This is a genomic window from Flavobacterium microcysteis, assembly GCF_006385255.1.
Taxonomy (GTDB): domain Bacteria; phylum Bacteroidota; class Bacteroidia; order Flavobacteriales; family Flavobacteriaceae; genus Flavobacterium; species Flavobacterium microcysteis.
In genome coordinates this window covers 219,457-235,504 of record NZ_VFJE01000049.1, presented here as the reverse complement: position 1 = coordinate 235,504, position 16,048 = coordinate 219,457, and the positions used below count along the sequence as shown (strand labels likewise).

Here is a 16,048-nt window from a genome sequence, read left to right as displayed (position 1 = left end):
TTGCCGGGCTCCATGTTCCTGTGATTCCGTTTGGCGAAGTTGCCTGTAATGCAGGTACTGTAGCTCCGTTGCAGAATGCCAATGTAGTAGCGAAATCTGGAACAATGTTGTTGTTAATAGTGACATTCAATGTAACTGTCGTAGCGCATTGTCCGGCATCTGGCGTAAACACGTAGCTTCCGCTTGCCGTGTTGCTTATTGTGCCAGGACTCCATGTACCTGTAATTCCGTTTGGTGAACTAGTATTTAAGATAGGGATTCCGTCACCATGGCAGAAAGATAGGGCAGTTGCAAAATCAGGAGTGATACTGTTTGTAACGGTTACGTTTACTGTTGCTGTAGTTGCACATTGTCCAGCGTTTGGCGTAAACAGATAGCTTCCGCTAGCCGTATTGCTTATGGTTGCAGGACTCCACGTACCGGTAATTCCGTTTGGTGAAGTCGCATTTAAAGTAGGGGCTGTGCTTCCTGTACAGATAACTAAAGAAGGAGCAAAGTCTGGTGTAATATTGTTATTGATGGTTACGTTAAGCGTAGCCGTTGTAGCACATTGTCCTGCATTTGGCGTAAACACATAGCTTCCGCTTGCCGTATTGCTAATGGTTGCAGGACTCCAGGTTCCCGTGATTCCGTTAGGAGAAGTTGCCTGTAATGCAGGAACCGTAGCACCGTTGCAGAATGCCAATGTAGTAGCGAAATCTGGCGTGATATTGTTATTGATGGTAACTGTAAGAGTTGTATTCGTAGCGCATTGCCCAGCATTTGGCGTGAACACATAGTTTCCGCTTGCCGTATTGCTTATTGTTGCCGGGCTCCAGGTTCCAGTGATTCCGTTAGGAGAAGTTGCTTGTAATGCAGGTACTGTAGCTCCGTTACAGAAATTCAATGTAGTAACGAAATCTGGCGTGATATTGTTATTGATGGTTACGTTTAGCGTAGTCGTTGTTGCGCATTGTCCTGCGTTTGGTGTAAACACATAGCTTCCGCTTGCCGTATTGCTTATTGTTGCAGGACTCCATGTTCCTGAGATTCCATTTGGTGAAGTTGCCTGCAATGCAGGTACAGTAGCTCCATTACAAAATGCCAATGTAGTAGCGAAATCTGGCGTGATATTGTTATTGATGGTTACGTTTAACGTAGCTGTTGTAGCACATTGTCCGGCATTAGGCGTAAATACATAGCTTCCGCTTGCGGTATTGCTGATGGTAGCAGGACTCCAGGTTCCCGTGATTCCGTTAGGCGAAGTTGCCTGTAATGCAGGAACCGTAGCTCCGTTACAGAATGCCAATGTAGTAGGAAAGTCTGGTGTGATATTGTTATTGATGGTTACGCTTAGCGTAACATTCGTAGCGCACTGTCCGGCATTAGGCGTAAACACATAGCTTCCGCTTGCCGTATTGCTTATCGTTGCCGGGCTCCATGTTCCTGTGATTCCGTTTGGAGAAGTTGCCTGTAATGCAGGTACAGTAGCTCCATTGCAGAATGCCAATGTAGTTGGGAAATCTGGTGTTAAGTTAGTGTCGATAGTTACATTCAAGGTAGCTGTCGTGGCACATTGTCCGGCATTAGGTGTAAACACATAGCTTCCACTAGCGGTATTGCTGATGGTAGCAGGACTCCAGGTTCCTGTGATTCCGTTAGGCGAAGTGGCCTGCAATGCAGGTATAGTAGCTCCGTTACAGAATGCCAATGCAGTTGGGAAGTCTGGCGTGATATTGTTATTAACGGTAACGTTTAAGGTAGTTGCTACTGCACACTGTCCGGCATTTGGCGTAAACACATAGCTTCCGCTAGCCGTATTGCTTATGGTTGCAGGAGCCCAAGTTCCAGTGATTCCGTTAGGAGAAGTTGTGTTTAATGTAGGAACTGTAGCTCCGTTACAAAGTGTCAACGTAGTTGGGAAATCCGGTGTGATTGTATTAGTAACGGTCACGTTCAATGTTACGTTGGTTGCACATTGTCCGGCATTAGGTGTAAACACATAGCTTCCGCTAGCCGTATTGCTTATGGTTGCAGGACTCCATGTTCCTGTAATTCCATTAGGTGATGCCGCATTTAAGGCAGGAGCAGTAGCGCCTGAGCACAAAGTGAGGGTTGTTGCAAAATCAGGAGTAATGCTGCTTGAAATAGTGACGTTTAAGGTAACGTTAGGCGAACATAGTCCTGCAGTTGGTGTAAATACGTAGCTTCCACTAGCTGTATTGCTTATTGTTGCAGGACTCCAAGTACCGGTAACTCCGTTTGGCGAAGTATTGCTCAATGCCGGTATAGTAGCGCCCGTACAGTAAGCAAGCGATGTTGGGAAATCAGGAACAGTTGACGGATTTACTTCTAACTGCGCAGCATTACTTATCAAAGTATGCTGAGTGGAAGTAACCTGGCAATAATATTGGCTGTCATCGAGCGTCAAAGGCGCAGGAGTGATGGTAAGCGTATTGGTGTTTGCTCCTGAAAATGGTGCTGTATTGGTAATATTAATCCAGTTTCCAGATGCGTCAAGTCTTTTCCATTGGAAAGTAAAGCCTGTGCTGTTTGCCAGAGAAGCCGTATATGTAGCTGTATTGTTCTCGCAAATAACCCTCGTCGTTGGATTTGACAAGGTGGGTGGAGTAGGATTACTTACATTGTGGATTCCGATATTGGCACAGCTTTCAGATGTTTGAGTATTCCAATCACTGCCATTAAAAACAGGTTTTGGGGCTACAGCATTTGGGTTTCTGATAACAGAATATCCTACGTTGTTTGGAGCATGGACATTATCAATAATAACTCCACCGTTAAGCAATTGAAACTCATCATTAGCATTAAATCCGGTAGGATAGGTTTGGTTTGAAGTAATACCACAAGGAATAGTACCGGTTCCAATGCCGATTAAAAAAATTCCTCCAGGAGGTATGGAACCGCTCAATACAATAGTGTAAAAAGTAGAACCGCCAATATCTCCATATCTTCGAATCGTATATCCGGCCAGATTGACAGTAGAGGCTGTTCCGTTATATATTTCTATGACCCCGCCATCGCCTGCTTGCGCATCATAAAGTTCGGAAATATAGATGTCGCTTGAATAATTTCCGACACTGGTTGTTGATATTTTGGTAAAATTGCCAGCAGAAAATCCTTCGCATCCGTTAGTAGTAATGCTAATAGGACCAGAGGCATTTCCAGCTGGTACATAAGCTTTGATAACCGTATTGGAAACAACAGTAAAGCTGGTGGCTGGTATGCCGTTAAATTTTACGGCAGAAGTTCCACTACCATTCGTAAAACCACTACCATTTATAGTAACTAGTGTATTTTGCGGCCCTGAAGTAGGTGTAAAAGAAGTAATCGTTGGTGCAGCACAATTGGAAGTTACGCTTCCGTTTAATGTAAAATCATCCAGACGGAATGTACCATTTCCTGTAGATCCGGTAAGCGAAATCACAACAGTAACAGTTCCGGTAAGTCCGGAAACAGTATTGGCAACATTGGTGGTTCCTATAGCACCACCGGTAGCATCAACAGTGCCGTTTCCGACATTAATGCCGTTGATGGTCATCGACCAGTTTTGAGGTCCGAAATTACTTCGCTGTCTCCAAAAATCAAATGAAGTAACGTTTACCTGAAAATTGGCAGCAACGTTAAATGTCAAGGTGATAGTAGCGTTTGTTGACGTAGTAAGACGTAAAGCTTCTCCTGTAGCTCCGGCTGTACTTGTCCAGGTATTAAGGCTGTTGCTCCAGGATGAACCAGACAGATTTGTATTTAAAGTCGTTGGCGCTACCGTGTATGGATGCGCCGAAATAGTCGTTGTTCCAAAATTATGATAATAAATCTGTGCCGTAGTATTAGATACGGTCATCAAAAAAAATAAGACCAAAAATAAAAGCGTATTTTTCTTGACAGAATTGCTAAGGTTTCTTGACATAGTATGGGAGATTAGCATTATTTCAAAACCTGCGAAAAGTAATGTTTATTCTACTTTAGAAGGATTGGTTTTCTTTATTAAATGTTTAATAAACAGTTACTTCATTGTTTTTCTTATCGTTGTCTGTTAAGGTAAACCCATCCAGTTACAGTTTGTCCGTCGCTTTTGCTGATAGCATAATAGTACGTTGCATCTGGAAGTTCCTTACCGTCATCAGATTGTCCTTTCCATTGATTTGTGTAATTCTTGTATCCGTATACTTTTACACCATATCGGTTGAAAATAGTTAGCTCTTTTACTCCTAATCCGCTCAGGTCAAATTCGTCATTCTTACCATCGTTGTTAGGAGATATTCCTTTTGGAATACTACAGAAAATACTGTAAACAGTTTCTTGTCTTGTTAAGGTACAGCCTTGTGCTGTGGTGACTTGTACGGTATAGGTTATTGGAAATTCTTCAGCTGGAGTAGAATTCAATAGTTCTGTTACGTTTAAAGACGAATCGGTTCCCACTCTAATACCTTGATTGTTTTTCCATTCATAATCGGCATCATTGATATCAAAATCAGATAACGGAGTAACTGTCAGTATATAATTTCCACCTTGACATCCGCTGTCTATTTTAAAATCAATTTGTCCTACTGTTACGTTTAATGTCACATTTGATGCACACTGCCCTGCATTTGGCGTAAATACATAGCTTCCGCTTGTTGTATTGTTTATCGTGGCCGGATTCCATGTTCCTGTGATTCCGTTTGATGATGTAGTAGCCAAAGCCGGTGCGCCATCTCCATTACATAATGACAATTCCGTTGCAAAATTTGGAACGATGCTATTGGTAATCGTCACATTTAAAGTTGTGCTTGTGCCACACTGTCCTGCATTAGGAGTAAACACATAGTTTCCGCTTGTAGTATTGCTAACAACCGCCGGATTCCATGTTCCGGTAATTCCGTTTGGCGAAGTAGTATTCAATACCGGTGCCACGCTTCCTGAGCACAATGTAAGCGCAGTAGGGAAGTTAGGCGTAATGCTGTTAGACACGGTTACGTTTAAGGTCATATTTGTAGCACACTGTCCTGCATTTGGTGTAAATATATAGCTTCCGCTTGCTGTATTGCTAACCACTGCAGGGTTCCATGTTCCTGTAATTCCGTTTGGTGAAGTAGTATTCAATACCGGTGCTGTACTTCCGGTACATATAGAAAGCGCAGTAGGGAAACTTGGCGTGATACTGCTTGCTACGGTCACGTTTAAAGTAACATTTGGAGCACATTGTCCTGCATTTGGTGTAAATATGTAGCTTCCGCTTGCTGTATTGCTAACAACTGCAGGGTTCCATGTTCCTGTAATTCCGTTTGGCGAAGTCGTATTTAATACTGGTGCCGTACTTCCGATACATAGTGAAAGTGCAGTAGGGAAGTTTGGTGTAATACTAGTTGTTACGGCTACGTTCAGAGTTACGTTTGTAGCGCACTGTCCTGCATTAGGAGTAAATACGTAGCTTCCGTTAGCGGTATTGCTGACAACGGCCGGATTCCATGTTCCTGTGATGCCGTTTGGTGAAGTCGTGTTTAATACAGGAGCCACACTTCCTGAACATATTGAAAGTGCTGTAGGGAAGTTTGGTGTGATGCTGTTAGACACAGTTACGTTTAATGTTGTATTTATGGCACACTGTCCTGCATTTGGAGTAAACACATAGTTTCCGCTTGCTGTATTGCTAACAACTGCCGGATTCCATGTTCCTGTGATTCCGTTTGGTGAAGTAGTGTTCAACACTGGAGCTGTACTTCCGGTGCATATTGAAAGTGCAGTAGGGAAGTTTGGCGTGATGCTGTTAGCTACAGTCACATTCAAAGTAACATTTGGAGCACATTGTCCTGCAGTAGGAGTAAAGACATAGCTTCCGCTAGCTGTATTGCTTATGGTTGCAGGATTCCATGTTCCTGTAATTCCGTTTGGTGACGTAGTATTTAATACGGGTGCTGTACTTCCGGTGCATAGTGAAAGCGCAGTAGGGAAGTTAGGCGTGATGCTGTTCGTTACAGTTACGTTTAGAGTTACGTTTGTGGCACACTGTCCTGCATTTGGTGTAAATACATAGTTTCCGCTTGCGGTATTGCTCACAACTGCCGGGTTCCATGTTCCAGTGATTCCGTTTGGCGAAGTAGTGTTTAATACCGGTGCTGTACTTCCTGTGCAAATTGAAAGTGCAGTAGTGAAGTTTGGCGTGATACTGTTAGATACGGTCACGTTTAAAGTCACACTTGGAGCACATTGCCCAGCGTTTGGCGTAAATACATAGCTTCCGCTTGTTGTATTGCTAACCACAGCGGGATTCCATGTTCCAGGAATACCGTTTGGTGAAGTAGTATTCAGTACTGGTGCTGTGCTTCCTGTACAAATCGAAAGCGCAGTAGGGAAATTAGGCGTCGTACTATTGGTTATTGTAAGATTGATGGTGTCTCTTATTTCAAGACCACAGCTATTTGTAGCGAAGAGTGTTATCGTAACAACACTTCCCGGTGATGCAGTTGGAGTATAAGTTGTGGCCAAGCTGTTAGATGTTGAAAAAGTACCGCTAGGTGCTGACCATCTTACCGATTGATGACCTTGGGCAGTTCCGTTCAAAGAAATTGGAACTCCGGCACAAGTCGACATAGTAGCAGGCCCGGCATCAACCGTAAATGGAGGTACAGGTGCAGAACAACCGTTATTGATATAGGTTGCAGCTCCTGCAGGAGTATACTGTACGATAGCGCCATCGGCAGCAACAGCATTCCCGTTAGGATCAATTAAGAGGGCACGGTCATAGGAAACAGTATCCGAACAGGAACCGAAAGAAATGGTTAATGTCCTGATTCCGGTTCCGAAATTGGCAAAATGTCCTGACGCTGTACTCGGGTTATTTTGGAAAATGATATAAACGTTATCGGTTAAAGCTCCAAATGAATTCAGGTCAGTATCAAAATTATGGCTGGTAACTAAAATCACGCTGGCATTGGCAGGCAAAACACCTCCTGTAGGTTCTATTAATTGACCACATCCGCCTGCATCAAGAATATCAGCATTAAGAGTAGCTACTTTTGCAGCGGTGACAGAATTTTTTACAAGTCCTTGCCATGGATTGTTTGGCCATGACACGCTCATGTTACTTGTATTTATAGCGGTATTGCCCACTTTAAAACGTACCATTTCATTCAATCCTTCCTGTACACCGCAGGCATCAACTAAGATACTTTCGATTTGAAAACATTGAGAAAAAGCGTCTTGGTAAGACATAAGAGCTAGGATAATTATAGCCAGAAAATGTTTGAACTTTTGTAATTTCATTTGAGTCAGTTTAAAACCGGCGCAATCTATAACTAACAGATTAACTGAAGCCTTTGTTAGTTTTATCAAAATGTTACGTGAGTACCGCCTAATGTTAAGTTTGTGTTAACTTATGGTTAACTATATGAAAAAAGCCCGCTCATATAGCAGGCTTTTTTTAAGAAATTGTTTTCTCTTATTTCTTTAAGATTCTGAAAGTTTTTTGTGTTTTTCCAGAAGAGACTCTTATAAGATAGGCTCCTGTTTCTACATCTGATAAATTAATGGTTACCTGAGTGTTATTAGTTGTCTTGTCCATTATCTTTTGTCCTATCAGGTTAAAAACTTCAACAGAAATAATGTTTTCTGAATACGAAATAGATAATATATCAGTCACAGGATTCGGATAAGCTTTAAGGTTCTTAAGGTCAAAATCAGGATTACTCAACATCATTGAAACAGTTACCGCTAATGGGTTGCTGCTGCATCCATTGATTGTTTGTACGGCATAGTAGGTTGCACCGTCAACAAGGAGTTCATCCAAACCTAATGTTGGTGTTCCGGCTTCGGCTGCTGCTTCAGTAGCATACCATACCAGGTTTGTTCCTGTAACTTCCAGAGCAGCTAATGTTTCACCTTCTATAAAATCCTGATTTTCATTACCGTTTGGTCGAGCAGCAGAATTTAGAGTTACAGAAGTCAGTGTTCTTGGGCTTTCGCATCCGTCTATTGTCATTGTAGCATAATAATCACCACTAGCCAATGCCTGAGTCAATGGCAATGCAGTACCTCCGGTTGGAGCATCATACCATTTAATACCTGCAGCGTTTGGCAACAGTTCGTTCACAGTTGCAGCATTACAGAAATTCTGTGCTGCTGTAGTTGGAGCCGTAACCGTATTTAGGGTAACCGAAGTCAACGTTCTTGCACTTTCGCATCCGTCTATTGTGATAGTAGCATAATAATCACCGCTTGCCAATGCCTGAGTCAATGGCAATGCAGTACCTCCTGTTGGAGCATCATACCATTGAATTCCTGTAGTATTAGGCAACAGTTCATTTACAGTTGCGGCGTTACAGAAAGTCTGTGATGTTGTAGTTGGAGCCGTAACCGTATTTAGGGTAACAGAAGTCAGTGTTCTTGCACTTTCGCATCCGTCAATTGTCATTGTAGCATAATAATCGCCACTAGCCAATGCTTGTGTCAATGGCAATGCAGTACCTCCGGTTGGAGCATCATACCATAGAATTCCTGTAGTATTCGGCAACAGTTCGTTTACAGTTGCAGCATTACAGAAAGTCTGTGCTGCTGTAGTTGGAGCCGTAACCGTATTTAAGATAACAGAAGTCAGTGTTCTTGCACTTTCGCATCCGTCAACTGTCATGGTAGCATAATAATCACCACTAGCCAATGCTTGTGTCAAAGGCAATGCAGTACCTCCGGTTGGAGCATCATACCATTGAATTCCTGTAGCATTCGGCAACAGTTCGTTCACGGTTGCGGCATTACAGAAAGTCTGTGCTGCTGTAGTTGGAGCCGTAACCGTATTTAAGATAACAGAAGTCAGTGTTCTTGCACTTTCGCATCCGTCAATTGTCATGGTAGCATAATAATCGCCACTAGCCAATGCTTGTGTCAATGGCAAAGCAGTACCTCCGGTTGGAGTATCATACCATTGTATTCCTGTAGCATTCGGCAACAGTTCGTTTACAGTTGCAGCATTACAGAAAGTTTGCGTTGCGGTGGTAGGGGCTTCGGTTTGGTTAACCGTAATTGTCGCTAGGGCTGAATTGGTTTCTGCACATGGTGCATTTTGTACGACAGCACGGTAATAAGTAGTTTCTGAAAGATTAGTATAATCTAGGGTTGTAGTAGTATTTTGGATATCTATAACTGTACCGCTAAAATCTGCAACGTTTGAAGATTGCCATTTTATGATACTTCCTACATGATCCGCCAGGGTAAGCGTTCCGTTGTTTGCTTCAAAACATACAGTAGTACTTCCTGTTATAGTTCCGCCATTGCTGGCTTCTACTACAGTAACAGTAGCACTTCCGCTCATATCGGCAGTTTGTGCGACACAATTGGCATCTTCTGCAGCAGTTACTGTATAGGTTTTTGTCTCAGTAACCGTAACCGTAAAAGTATAAGGTGAGGTTAGGATATTAGATATTGGGAAGGTAGAAGTTCCATCAGTATAAGTAATAGTCCACGGAGCTGTTCCTGTCAAAGCAATGCTCAGGTCGGATGAAGTCGAACCTTGGCAGATTGACTGATCGCCGCTTATTACTGCTGTTGGCCTTGAATTGATAACTAAAAGTGTGCTTACGCCAGTAAGTGTGCTTTGGCAATTTGGTGTAAGATCGGTTCTGGTAATAGAAGTAATTTCTAATGCCAGACCATTATCTGTTGATAAAACTGGTACTTCAAAACTACCTTCTCCAGAAGCATTAGCAATAATTCCAGTAACAGTTACGGCTGTTCCACCAGCTATTGTATAGGTAATATCTGAAGTGCTGCTTGCAATTAATCCGGTTAGGCTGATAACAGCGTTATCATTAGTTCCGCATAAAGCAGTTGTAGTTGCAGCGGTTACAGTAGGAGAAGGATGTACGGTTAATACAACAGAATTGTTTGCAGCAAGTGTGTTTGGACAAGAAGCAACATCCGTTCTTTCGATGGTTCCTACAACTAAAGATTGTCCGTTATTACTGTAAGGAATACTTACAGTAAAGCTGGCATTACCACTTGCATCGGCAAGAATACCTGCAACGTTTTGGGCAGTACCATTATTAATAGTGTAGCTAATAGATGAGGTCGAGTCTGGAATCAGGCCGGTTAGGTTGATAGTAGTTGTACCTCCATCGCATAGGATGTTGGATTGCGTAACTCCAGAAAGCGTTGCCGCTCCTGTAACTGTAATATTATGTCCGTTATCGTTGTTACTGAAAGTCAGCGGATCTTCATTATAGACTCTTACTCTATAATTAGAACCTGGCGTTATATCAGCAGGGATTGTCACCGTGATAGGGCTGGTTGCAGATACACCTACAAAATTGGTTGGTGTTGTTGGGAAACTTCCATCGGCATTAGAAAGCTGAGCATAAAAGTTAACACTGTTGAAAGTGCCTGCTGGTGTAAAATCCAAATCAAAAGTATTGTCGATTCCATTACAGTAAGGGCCATAAGGTTCGTCGTCAACAACAATAGAACTTACTGCCGGAATACCGTTTCCGGTAACAGCAACTGTTTTGCTAGTAGCTCCTGGTGAAGATAGCACAATATTTCCGGAAGCAGTTCCTACAGATGTAGGACTGAAACGAACCCATACCTGAACGTTATTTAATGTGCCGCCAACCGGGCTGATGTCAGTACCAGGATACCAGTTGATGCCATCTGTGCTGATTTCAAATCCTGCCGGAGCCAAAATGCTTACATCGTCAGTAAGTCCGACACCATTAAATGTAAAGCTTGTTGCAGTTGAGTTGTTTCCTACCATAACATCACCAAAAGAAGCCAATGATGTAGTTGAAGGAGTAATTAAAGGATTCACTGCAGCAACAACGCTACCATCTATCTTTAAAGAGTTTGTTCCGCCGGTTAGGTAATAGTTTCCTGTTGAACCTTGCGGAATAATTCGGAACTTAACCACAACACCTGCTGCAATATTTTGCAAAGCGCTGATTCCTGCCAGAGAAACCGAGTTAGGCGTTCCGGTAGTACCACTTGTAGATGAGGTCGACCAGCTGGCTACGCTGGTAAAAGGGCCGCCACCTATAGAATAATAAACAACGCATCCGGATGGGCCCGAATTGGATCTTCGGGTTGCAGTAGAGATAGAGCTAAGGCTTACCTTATATCCGGCAGCAGCCTGGAAAGTAAAATAAAAGCTGTTGGAGTCGGATTGGCCTGTTGACCATCCTCCGGAACCTCCCCAGCAGTTTCCTGCAGGAGTACCACTTGTTGCTATACTGGAACCACGGACAAGTCCGGAAGTTTGCAGGTTGGCGTTTCGGGTAGCTGGTGTCCAGGGACTGGTACCAAATCCGCCGCCAGTGTTATTGGCATCCCAACCAAGAATTTGGGCATAATCTGAGGTGGGAAAGAGTAGGCAAAGAATAAAAAGAAATGGGAGAATGAGTTTTTTGTGTAAAGTTGTATTCATAGGGCTGTAATTTTGAGGAATCTGTTTTTAATTGTTCATTTACAGATACATACAAAGATTATCAATATATTTCCGATGGACTTTACGTAGGTGTTTTATTACTGTAAAATCAAAATTATGATTGTGTTACCTACATCAATTAAAATTTAATTGGTTATCTGTAGTCTGAGGACTTTGGATTTGAGATTTTTGATTTCTGATTTTTGATTTTGGCTACAGATTAGAATAATTACACGAATTTAGAAGTCTATTGAACTTAGTACCTCAGCACCTTAGCACCTTAGATTTGAGATTTGAGATTTTTGATTTTAGCTACAGATTAGAATAATTACACGAATTTAGAAGTCTATTAAACTCAGTACCTTAGCCGCTCAGCAACTTAATAAAAAAAACGGCTGTAGAAATACAGCCGTTTTTTTTATTTAAAGCAATTTATGCTTCTTTAGTTCTGCTTTTTAGCAATCGATAGCCTAAATAGACACCAACTAAAAGCATCGGAACGATATAGTCATTGATTGGTGCTGAAGGAACGTCTTGCGTATCGTCGTCGAAATCTTCTTGGGCATTCATGTTCTGAATTCCAACCGACAGCATCAGTATTATAAGTAATGTTTTGAAGTTTTTCATCTTGATAGGGATTTATTTTACTGCAATTTTTTGTTTTACCGAGCTGGTTCCATTAGATACCTGTAGGATATAGATTCCCTGGCTTAATTGCAATGATGGATTTACGGTTATAATGCTTGAGCTTTCTACGCTGGTCTTGTAGATTTCCTGTCCAACAAGGTTGAATAACGTGATTGCTACTTTTCCGCTAACATTGTTTGGCAATGCAATGTTGAACTGGTTGTTTTGGATTGGATTCGGATATACTTTTACAGTACTGTTGTTCCATTCTCCATTTCCTAAAGCGGCAGAGCGGAATACTACTTTGAAACGGTCGCTTCCGTAAGAGTTAGCGGCTGATGTTGTTGTAAAATTTACAGAATTAGCTCCAGACAAGTTTAACAGTGTTTCTGTATTGGCGAATTGGTCAATAAGATACGCTTGCATGTCTTCTGAGAAGTTAGCTGCATTGATTTTAAAAGTATAGGATTTACCAGCTGCGAATTGAAGTGTTTTTACTTGTAATTCATCATTAGCCATAACAGGAGCCAAAGCATCGATAGCTAATACTTTGTTATTTCTTCCAAAAGCCAGGTGCTCACCAGAACCGTAAAGTTTTTCAACATCACCCAATCCGATAGTATTATCATAGTTGCTTCCAAATACGGCAATTGTACCGTCGATAGGATATGTTGCTTCAGCTTCATTAGCGTCATATACAGAAATACTTAATAGTGATTTTTCTTCTGTAGCATTGGTTCTGAAAACATTTGTAGACTGTGAAGCCTTGTTGCTTTCTTCAAAAGTAACTGCACCAGCTACACCTAATACCGTATTCTTTACGAAAAACGCCTGTCCTGGTTGAATATATTGATTAACAGCTGATTCTGGTAAGTTGTTGCTTCCAACAGTCTGGCTATAGGCTACATAACGGCCTCTTTGTGCAGCAGTTCCCATATTTGGATCCCATGTATAATATACATCTTCTACACCTAATTTACCTACTAAATCCCAGTTTACCGGACTTACGTATGGATTTCCAATTAAGCTATAACCGTTAGTTGTAGCATTATCAGTTGCATTGATGGCTGGAGTGCTCACAGCATCAAATACAACCTGACCAGTTTTTAAAGTTCCTTTTGCAGATAAAGTTACAGCAGCATTCATATCGGCTGCAGAAGACTGTCCTAAGTCTACATTTCGGTCACCACGAACCAAGATTCTGTAACCATTTCCTGCTACTAAATTAGTTGCATCAGTGTTTGCGATCGAGCCCCATCCGCTGCCTGTAGCAGTATTGTTATTGTATACATACATTGATGGATTTCCTGTCAATGTAGTGTCGAATCCGTTTGCGCCTGTATCAGAACCTGTGATATGAGTTCCAGTCTGCCAGTTATTGCTGATAAAGTTAGTAGTTGTAACTCCCGGGGTCAAGAATCGGAAAGCACGTTTTCCTTGTGGGATATAACGCTCTACAGTAACTTCTCCTGTAATTGAACCTGTTACAGCAGCGATTCGTGCTGAACCTGTAGCTGTTGATTTCAATACTAAGTTGCCATTAGTAGCTAAATTACCCGATACTATATCAAGAACTCCTGTTAGGCTAGTTGCACCACCTAATGTTAGTCCTGCAGTATTATTTAAGATTAATTTATCTACAGTATTATTTACAAAAAAGTTAGCTGGTAGCGTTTGTGCTGCAGTTCCTGAGAAAGTAATGTCTCCTGCTGTAGCATCGATGGTTCCACCAGTTTTTGACAAAGTTTCTTTTACATTCAATCCGTTAGCGCCGATAACTACAGTACCGGAAGTAATGCTAAGGTTTTTGGATACAATTGGACCTTGCGGTGCTGCTGTATTTGTATTATAGTTTCCACTGATAATAGCGTCAATTGTAGCAGTTGGATTTCCGTTGCTCCATGCTGAACCGTTCCATGTAGTAGAAGTAATAACTCCTGTTCCGGAAACAGAGATGGTCTGGTTAGATGCTCCTGAAGTAGCTACTGTAATTGAACCAGACTTAGCTCCCGTACTTGAAGGTGAAAAACGTACATAAAGCGGTCTGCTGCTTACTGTGCCTGATGTTGGAGCAAAGCTTACAGAGCTTGACCATGTTGAGTTGTTTGTACTCACCTGAAAATTTGTAGGAGCCGAAGCGGTAATGCTACCTGAAAGGTTAGTACCTGCCACATTAACAGAGGAGCTGTTAGAAGAAGATCCTACATTGACATTACCAAAATTAGAAATAGATGTTGAGCTTAGTGTAAATGCAGGAACGACTGGCGCAGCTGTAACGATAACATCATCCATATCGCAGTTACCATTGGCTTTGGTATAAGTCCATCGAATGTAACGTGTAGAAGCAGACAAAGCTAGATCAATATCAGCACACTGAGCATTGGTAATTGGTGTCGCTCCAGAAGCAGGACCGTATCTTCCTATTTCAGTATAATCACTACCATCAGCAGACTGTTCCACTACAAGATAGGATTGTCCGGTCATGTTTTGGTTCTTTAATGTCATCGACAAAGTTTGTGGAGCAGCATTAATAAAAAGTATCCTGTTGTCACCTGTCGTGTCAAAAATTGTCGCACTGTTATTGGTACAGGCTGAGGATGTAGATCTGTGCGTGCAACCGCTGTTTGTCCATCCAGTTGGTTCTGTTCCTCCCCATGAAGTCCTGTTTACTGGCAATGTGGCCTGCCCCCATGCAGTGCCGAAAAATAACCCAAGTACCGCTAGTCCCAGTGACTTGATGTAATTTGTTCGTAGAATTGTTTTCATCAATAAAAGTTAAAAGTTTGAGAGCCAAAGTTATAGGATTGAGTCCCAAGGCTCTTGAGCTTTAGATTACCTTTTTGTTAAAGAACTTTTATGTATGGAGATGTCGTTTTAAGAAAGCGTGACTTTAAGGTTATGAAGTTTATTTTATGATTAAATTTTTTTAAAGGATAAAAACAATAAATCCTTGTTTTATGCTGCCTCAGAGAGAAATAGCCTAATTTTAATTGGAAATCTCTTACATTAATATGGATTGTTTAGAAATTACGGATTTCCGTAAGAAGGGTTGGGGAAAGGCTCAAAAAAGGGTTCCTAAAAAAGCACTTTTTAGAGGATTATAGCCCAAAATCGCTACGAATCTAAACTCAACATTTAAAGAGATACATTTTTTATTTTTACCTTTCTATTATACTTTGGAAGGCGATACCCCATACTTTTTCTTAAACGCAAATGAAAAATGCGACAGGTCTTCAAAGCCTACATCGATATAAACCTCAGACGGTGTCTTGGCTTTTTTTGTAATCAGGTAATAGGCTTCTTGTAATCTACGTTGTTGTAGCCAATGGCTTGGCGTATCCTGGAATATTTTCTGGAAATCACGTTTGAATGTAGCCAGGCTTCGTCCTGTTAAGTAGGCAAAACGCTTAAGGTGTACGTTGAAATGGAAATTCCTGTTCATAAAAGCTTCCAGATCGATCTTGCCGGGTTCATTAAAATCAAATAAAATGTCCTTTAGCTCCGGATTAATTTTAATCAGCAGATAAATGGCTTCTTTGGTCTTTAGTTTTAAAAGTTCGGTATTGTTTTCCTGAGGTAATTGCAGATAGGCGAGTAGGGATTCCATAAAGCTAACATAAAGTGGATTGGAAGCAATAGGAAGAATCGCTGCTTCTGTAGTCGTTTTTGTAGCTGTATAATTGATTTCCCGACTGACTTCACGTAACGTATCCCGATCTAGAAATAAAGAAAGAAGTTTGAATTCTCCGTTTTCTGGTGGTTGCTTGACGAATTTAGCCAAACGATTTCGAATGGCAAGACGGAAATCACCCTCTTTACTTTCATAAGCGTTTTTAGCATCCCAAGCCGACATGGTACCCGATATCTGGTAACTAAAAACATGTTCGGGAATAAAATGTTCGCCCTCTCTGCTGCGTTGGTAGTAGCAGGAATATAATACTTGTGGAAGGTCTTCTCTTATTGCTGTCATGAGCGTAAAGTTAAAAAAATAGCTTCAGAAATACAGCCGTTTTTTTAGCTGTATTGCTGAAACAT

6 protein-coding genes are annotated in these 16,048 nt (G+C 41.6%); all 6 read right to left on the bottom strand.

Annotated elements, in window-relative coordinates; genetic code table 11:
- Positions 1-3,907 (bottom strand): beta strand repeat-containing protein (locus FJA49_RS02705; RefSeq protein ID WP_158629436.1); only part of this gene is annotated, 3,907 nt, incomplete at its 3' end.
- Positions 3,908-4,020: 113 nt separating this feature from the next.
- Positions 4,021-7,242, bottom strand: a complete 3,222-nt coding sequence (locus tag FJA49_RS02700; protein ID WP_139998585.1) for a T9SS type B sorting domain-containing protein — start codon at positions 7,240-7,242, stop codon at positions 4,021-4,023.
- A 175-nt stretch (positions 7,243-7,417) separates the two neighbouring features.
- The gene (locus FJA49_RS02695) at positions 7,418-11,386 is read right to left on the bottom strand and encodes a T9SS type A sorting domain-containing protein (protein WP_139998582.1); all 3,969 of its coding nucleotides are present in this window, start codon (positions 11,384-11,386) and stop codon (positions 7,418-7,420) included.
- Between the two features lie 432 nt (positions 11,387-11,818).
- Positions 11,819-12,013 carry a hypothetical protein gene (locus tag FJA49_RS02690; RefSeq protein ID WP_139998580.1) on the bottom strand — a complete coding sequence of 65 codons (195 nt, stop codon included), beginning with the start codon at positions 12,011-12,013 and terminating at the stop codon, positions 11,819-11,821.
- A gap of 12 nt (positions 12,014-12,025) precedes the next feature.
- Positions 12,026-14,779, bottom strand: coding sequence for a T9SS type A sorting domain-containing protein (locus FJA49_RS02685; RefSeq protein ID WP_139998578.1), 2,754 nt, complete (start codon positions 14,777-14,779; stop codon positions 12,026-12,028).
- Positions 14,780-15,182: 403 nt separating this feature from the next.
- Complete coding sequence (locus FJA49_RS02680) at positions 15,183-15,983, bottom strand: helix-turn-helix domain-containing protein (RefSeq protein ID WP_139998576.1); 801 nt, start codon at positions 15,981-15,983, stop codon at positions 15,183-15,185.
- Positions 15,984-16,048 lie beyond the last annotated feature (65 nt).

Bases quoted from the DNA above. Each gene is read 5' to 3' on its own strand.
- FJA49_RS02700 (WP_139998585.1), bottom strand. From the start codon at position 7,242: ATGAAATTACAAAAGTTCAAACATTTTCTGGCTATAATTATCCTAGCT.
- FJA49_RS02695 (WP_139998582.1), bottom strand. From the start codon at position 11,386: ATGAATACAACTTTACACAAAAAACTCATTCTCCCATTTCTTTTTATT.
- FJA49_RS02680 (WP_139998576.1), bottom strand. From the start codon at position 15,983: ATGACAGCAATAAGAGAAGACCTTCCACAAGTATTATATTCCTGCTAC.
- FJA49_RS02685 (WP_139998578.1), bottom strand. From the start codon at position 14,779: ATGAAAACAATTCTACGAACAAATTACATCAAGTCACTGGGACTAGCG.
- FJA49_RS02690 (WP_139998580.1), bottom strand. From the start codon at position 12,013: ATGAAAAACTTCAAAACATTACTTATAATACTGATGCTGTCGGTTGGA.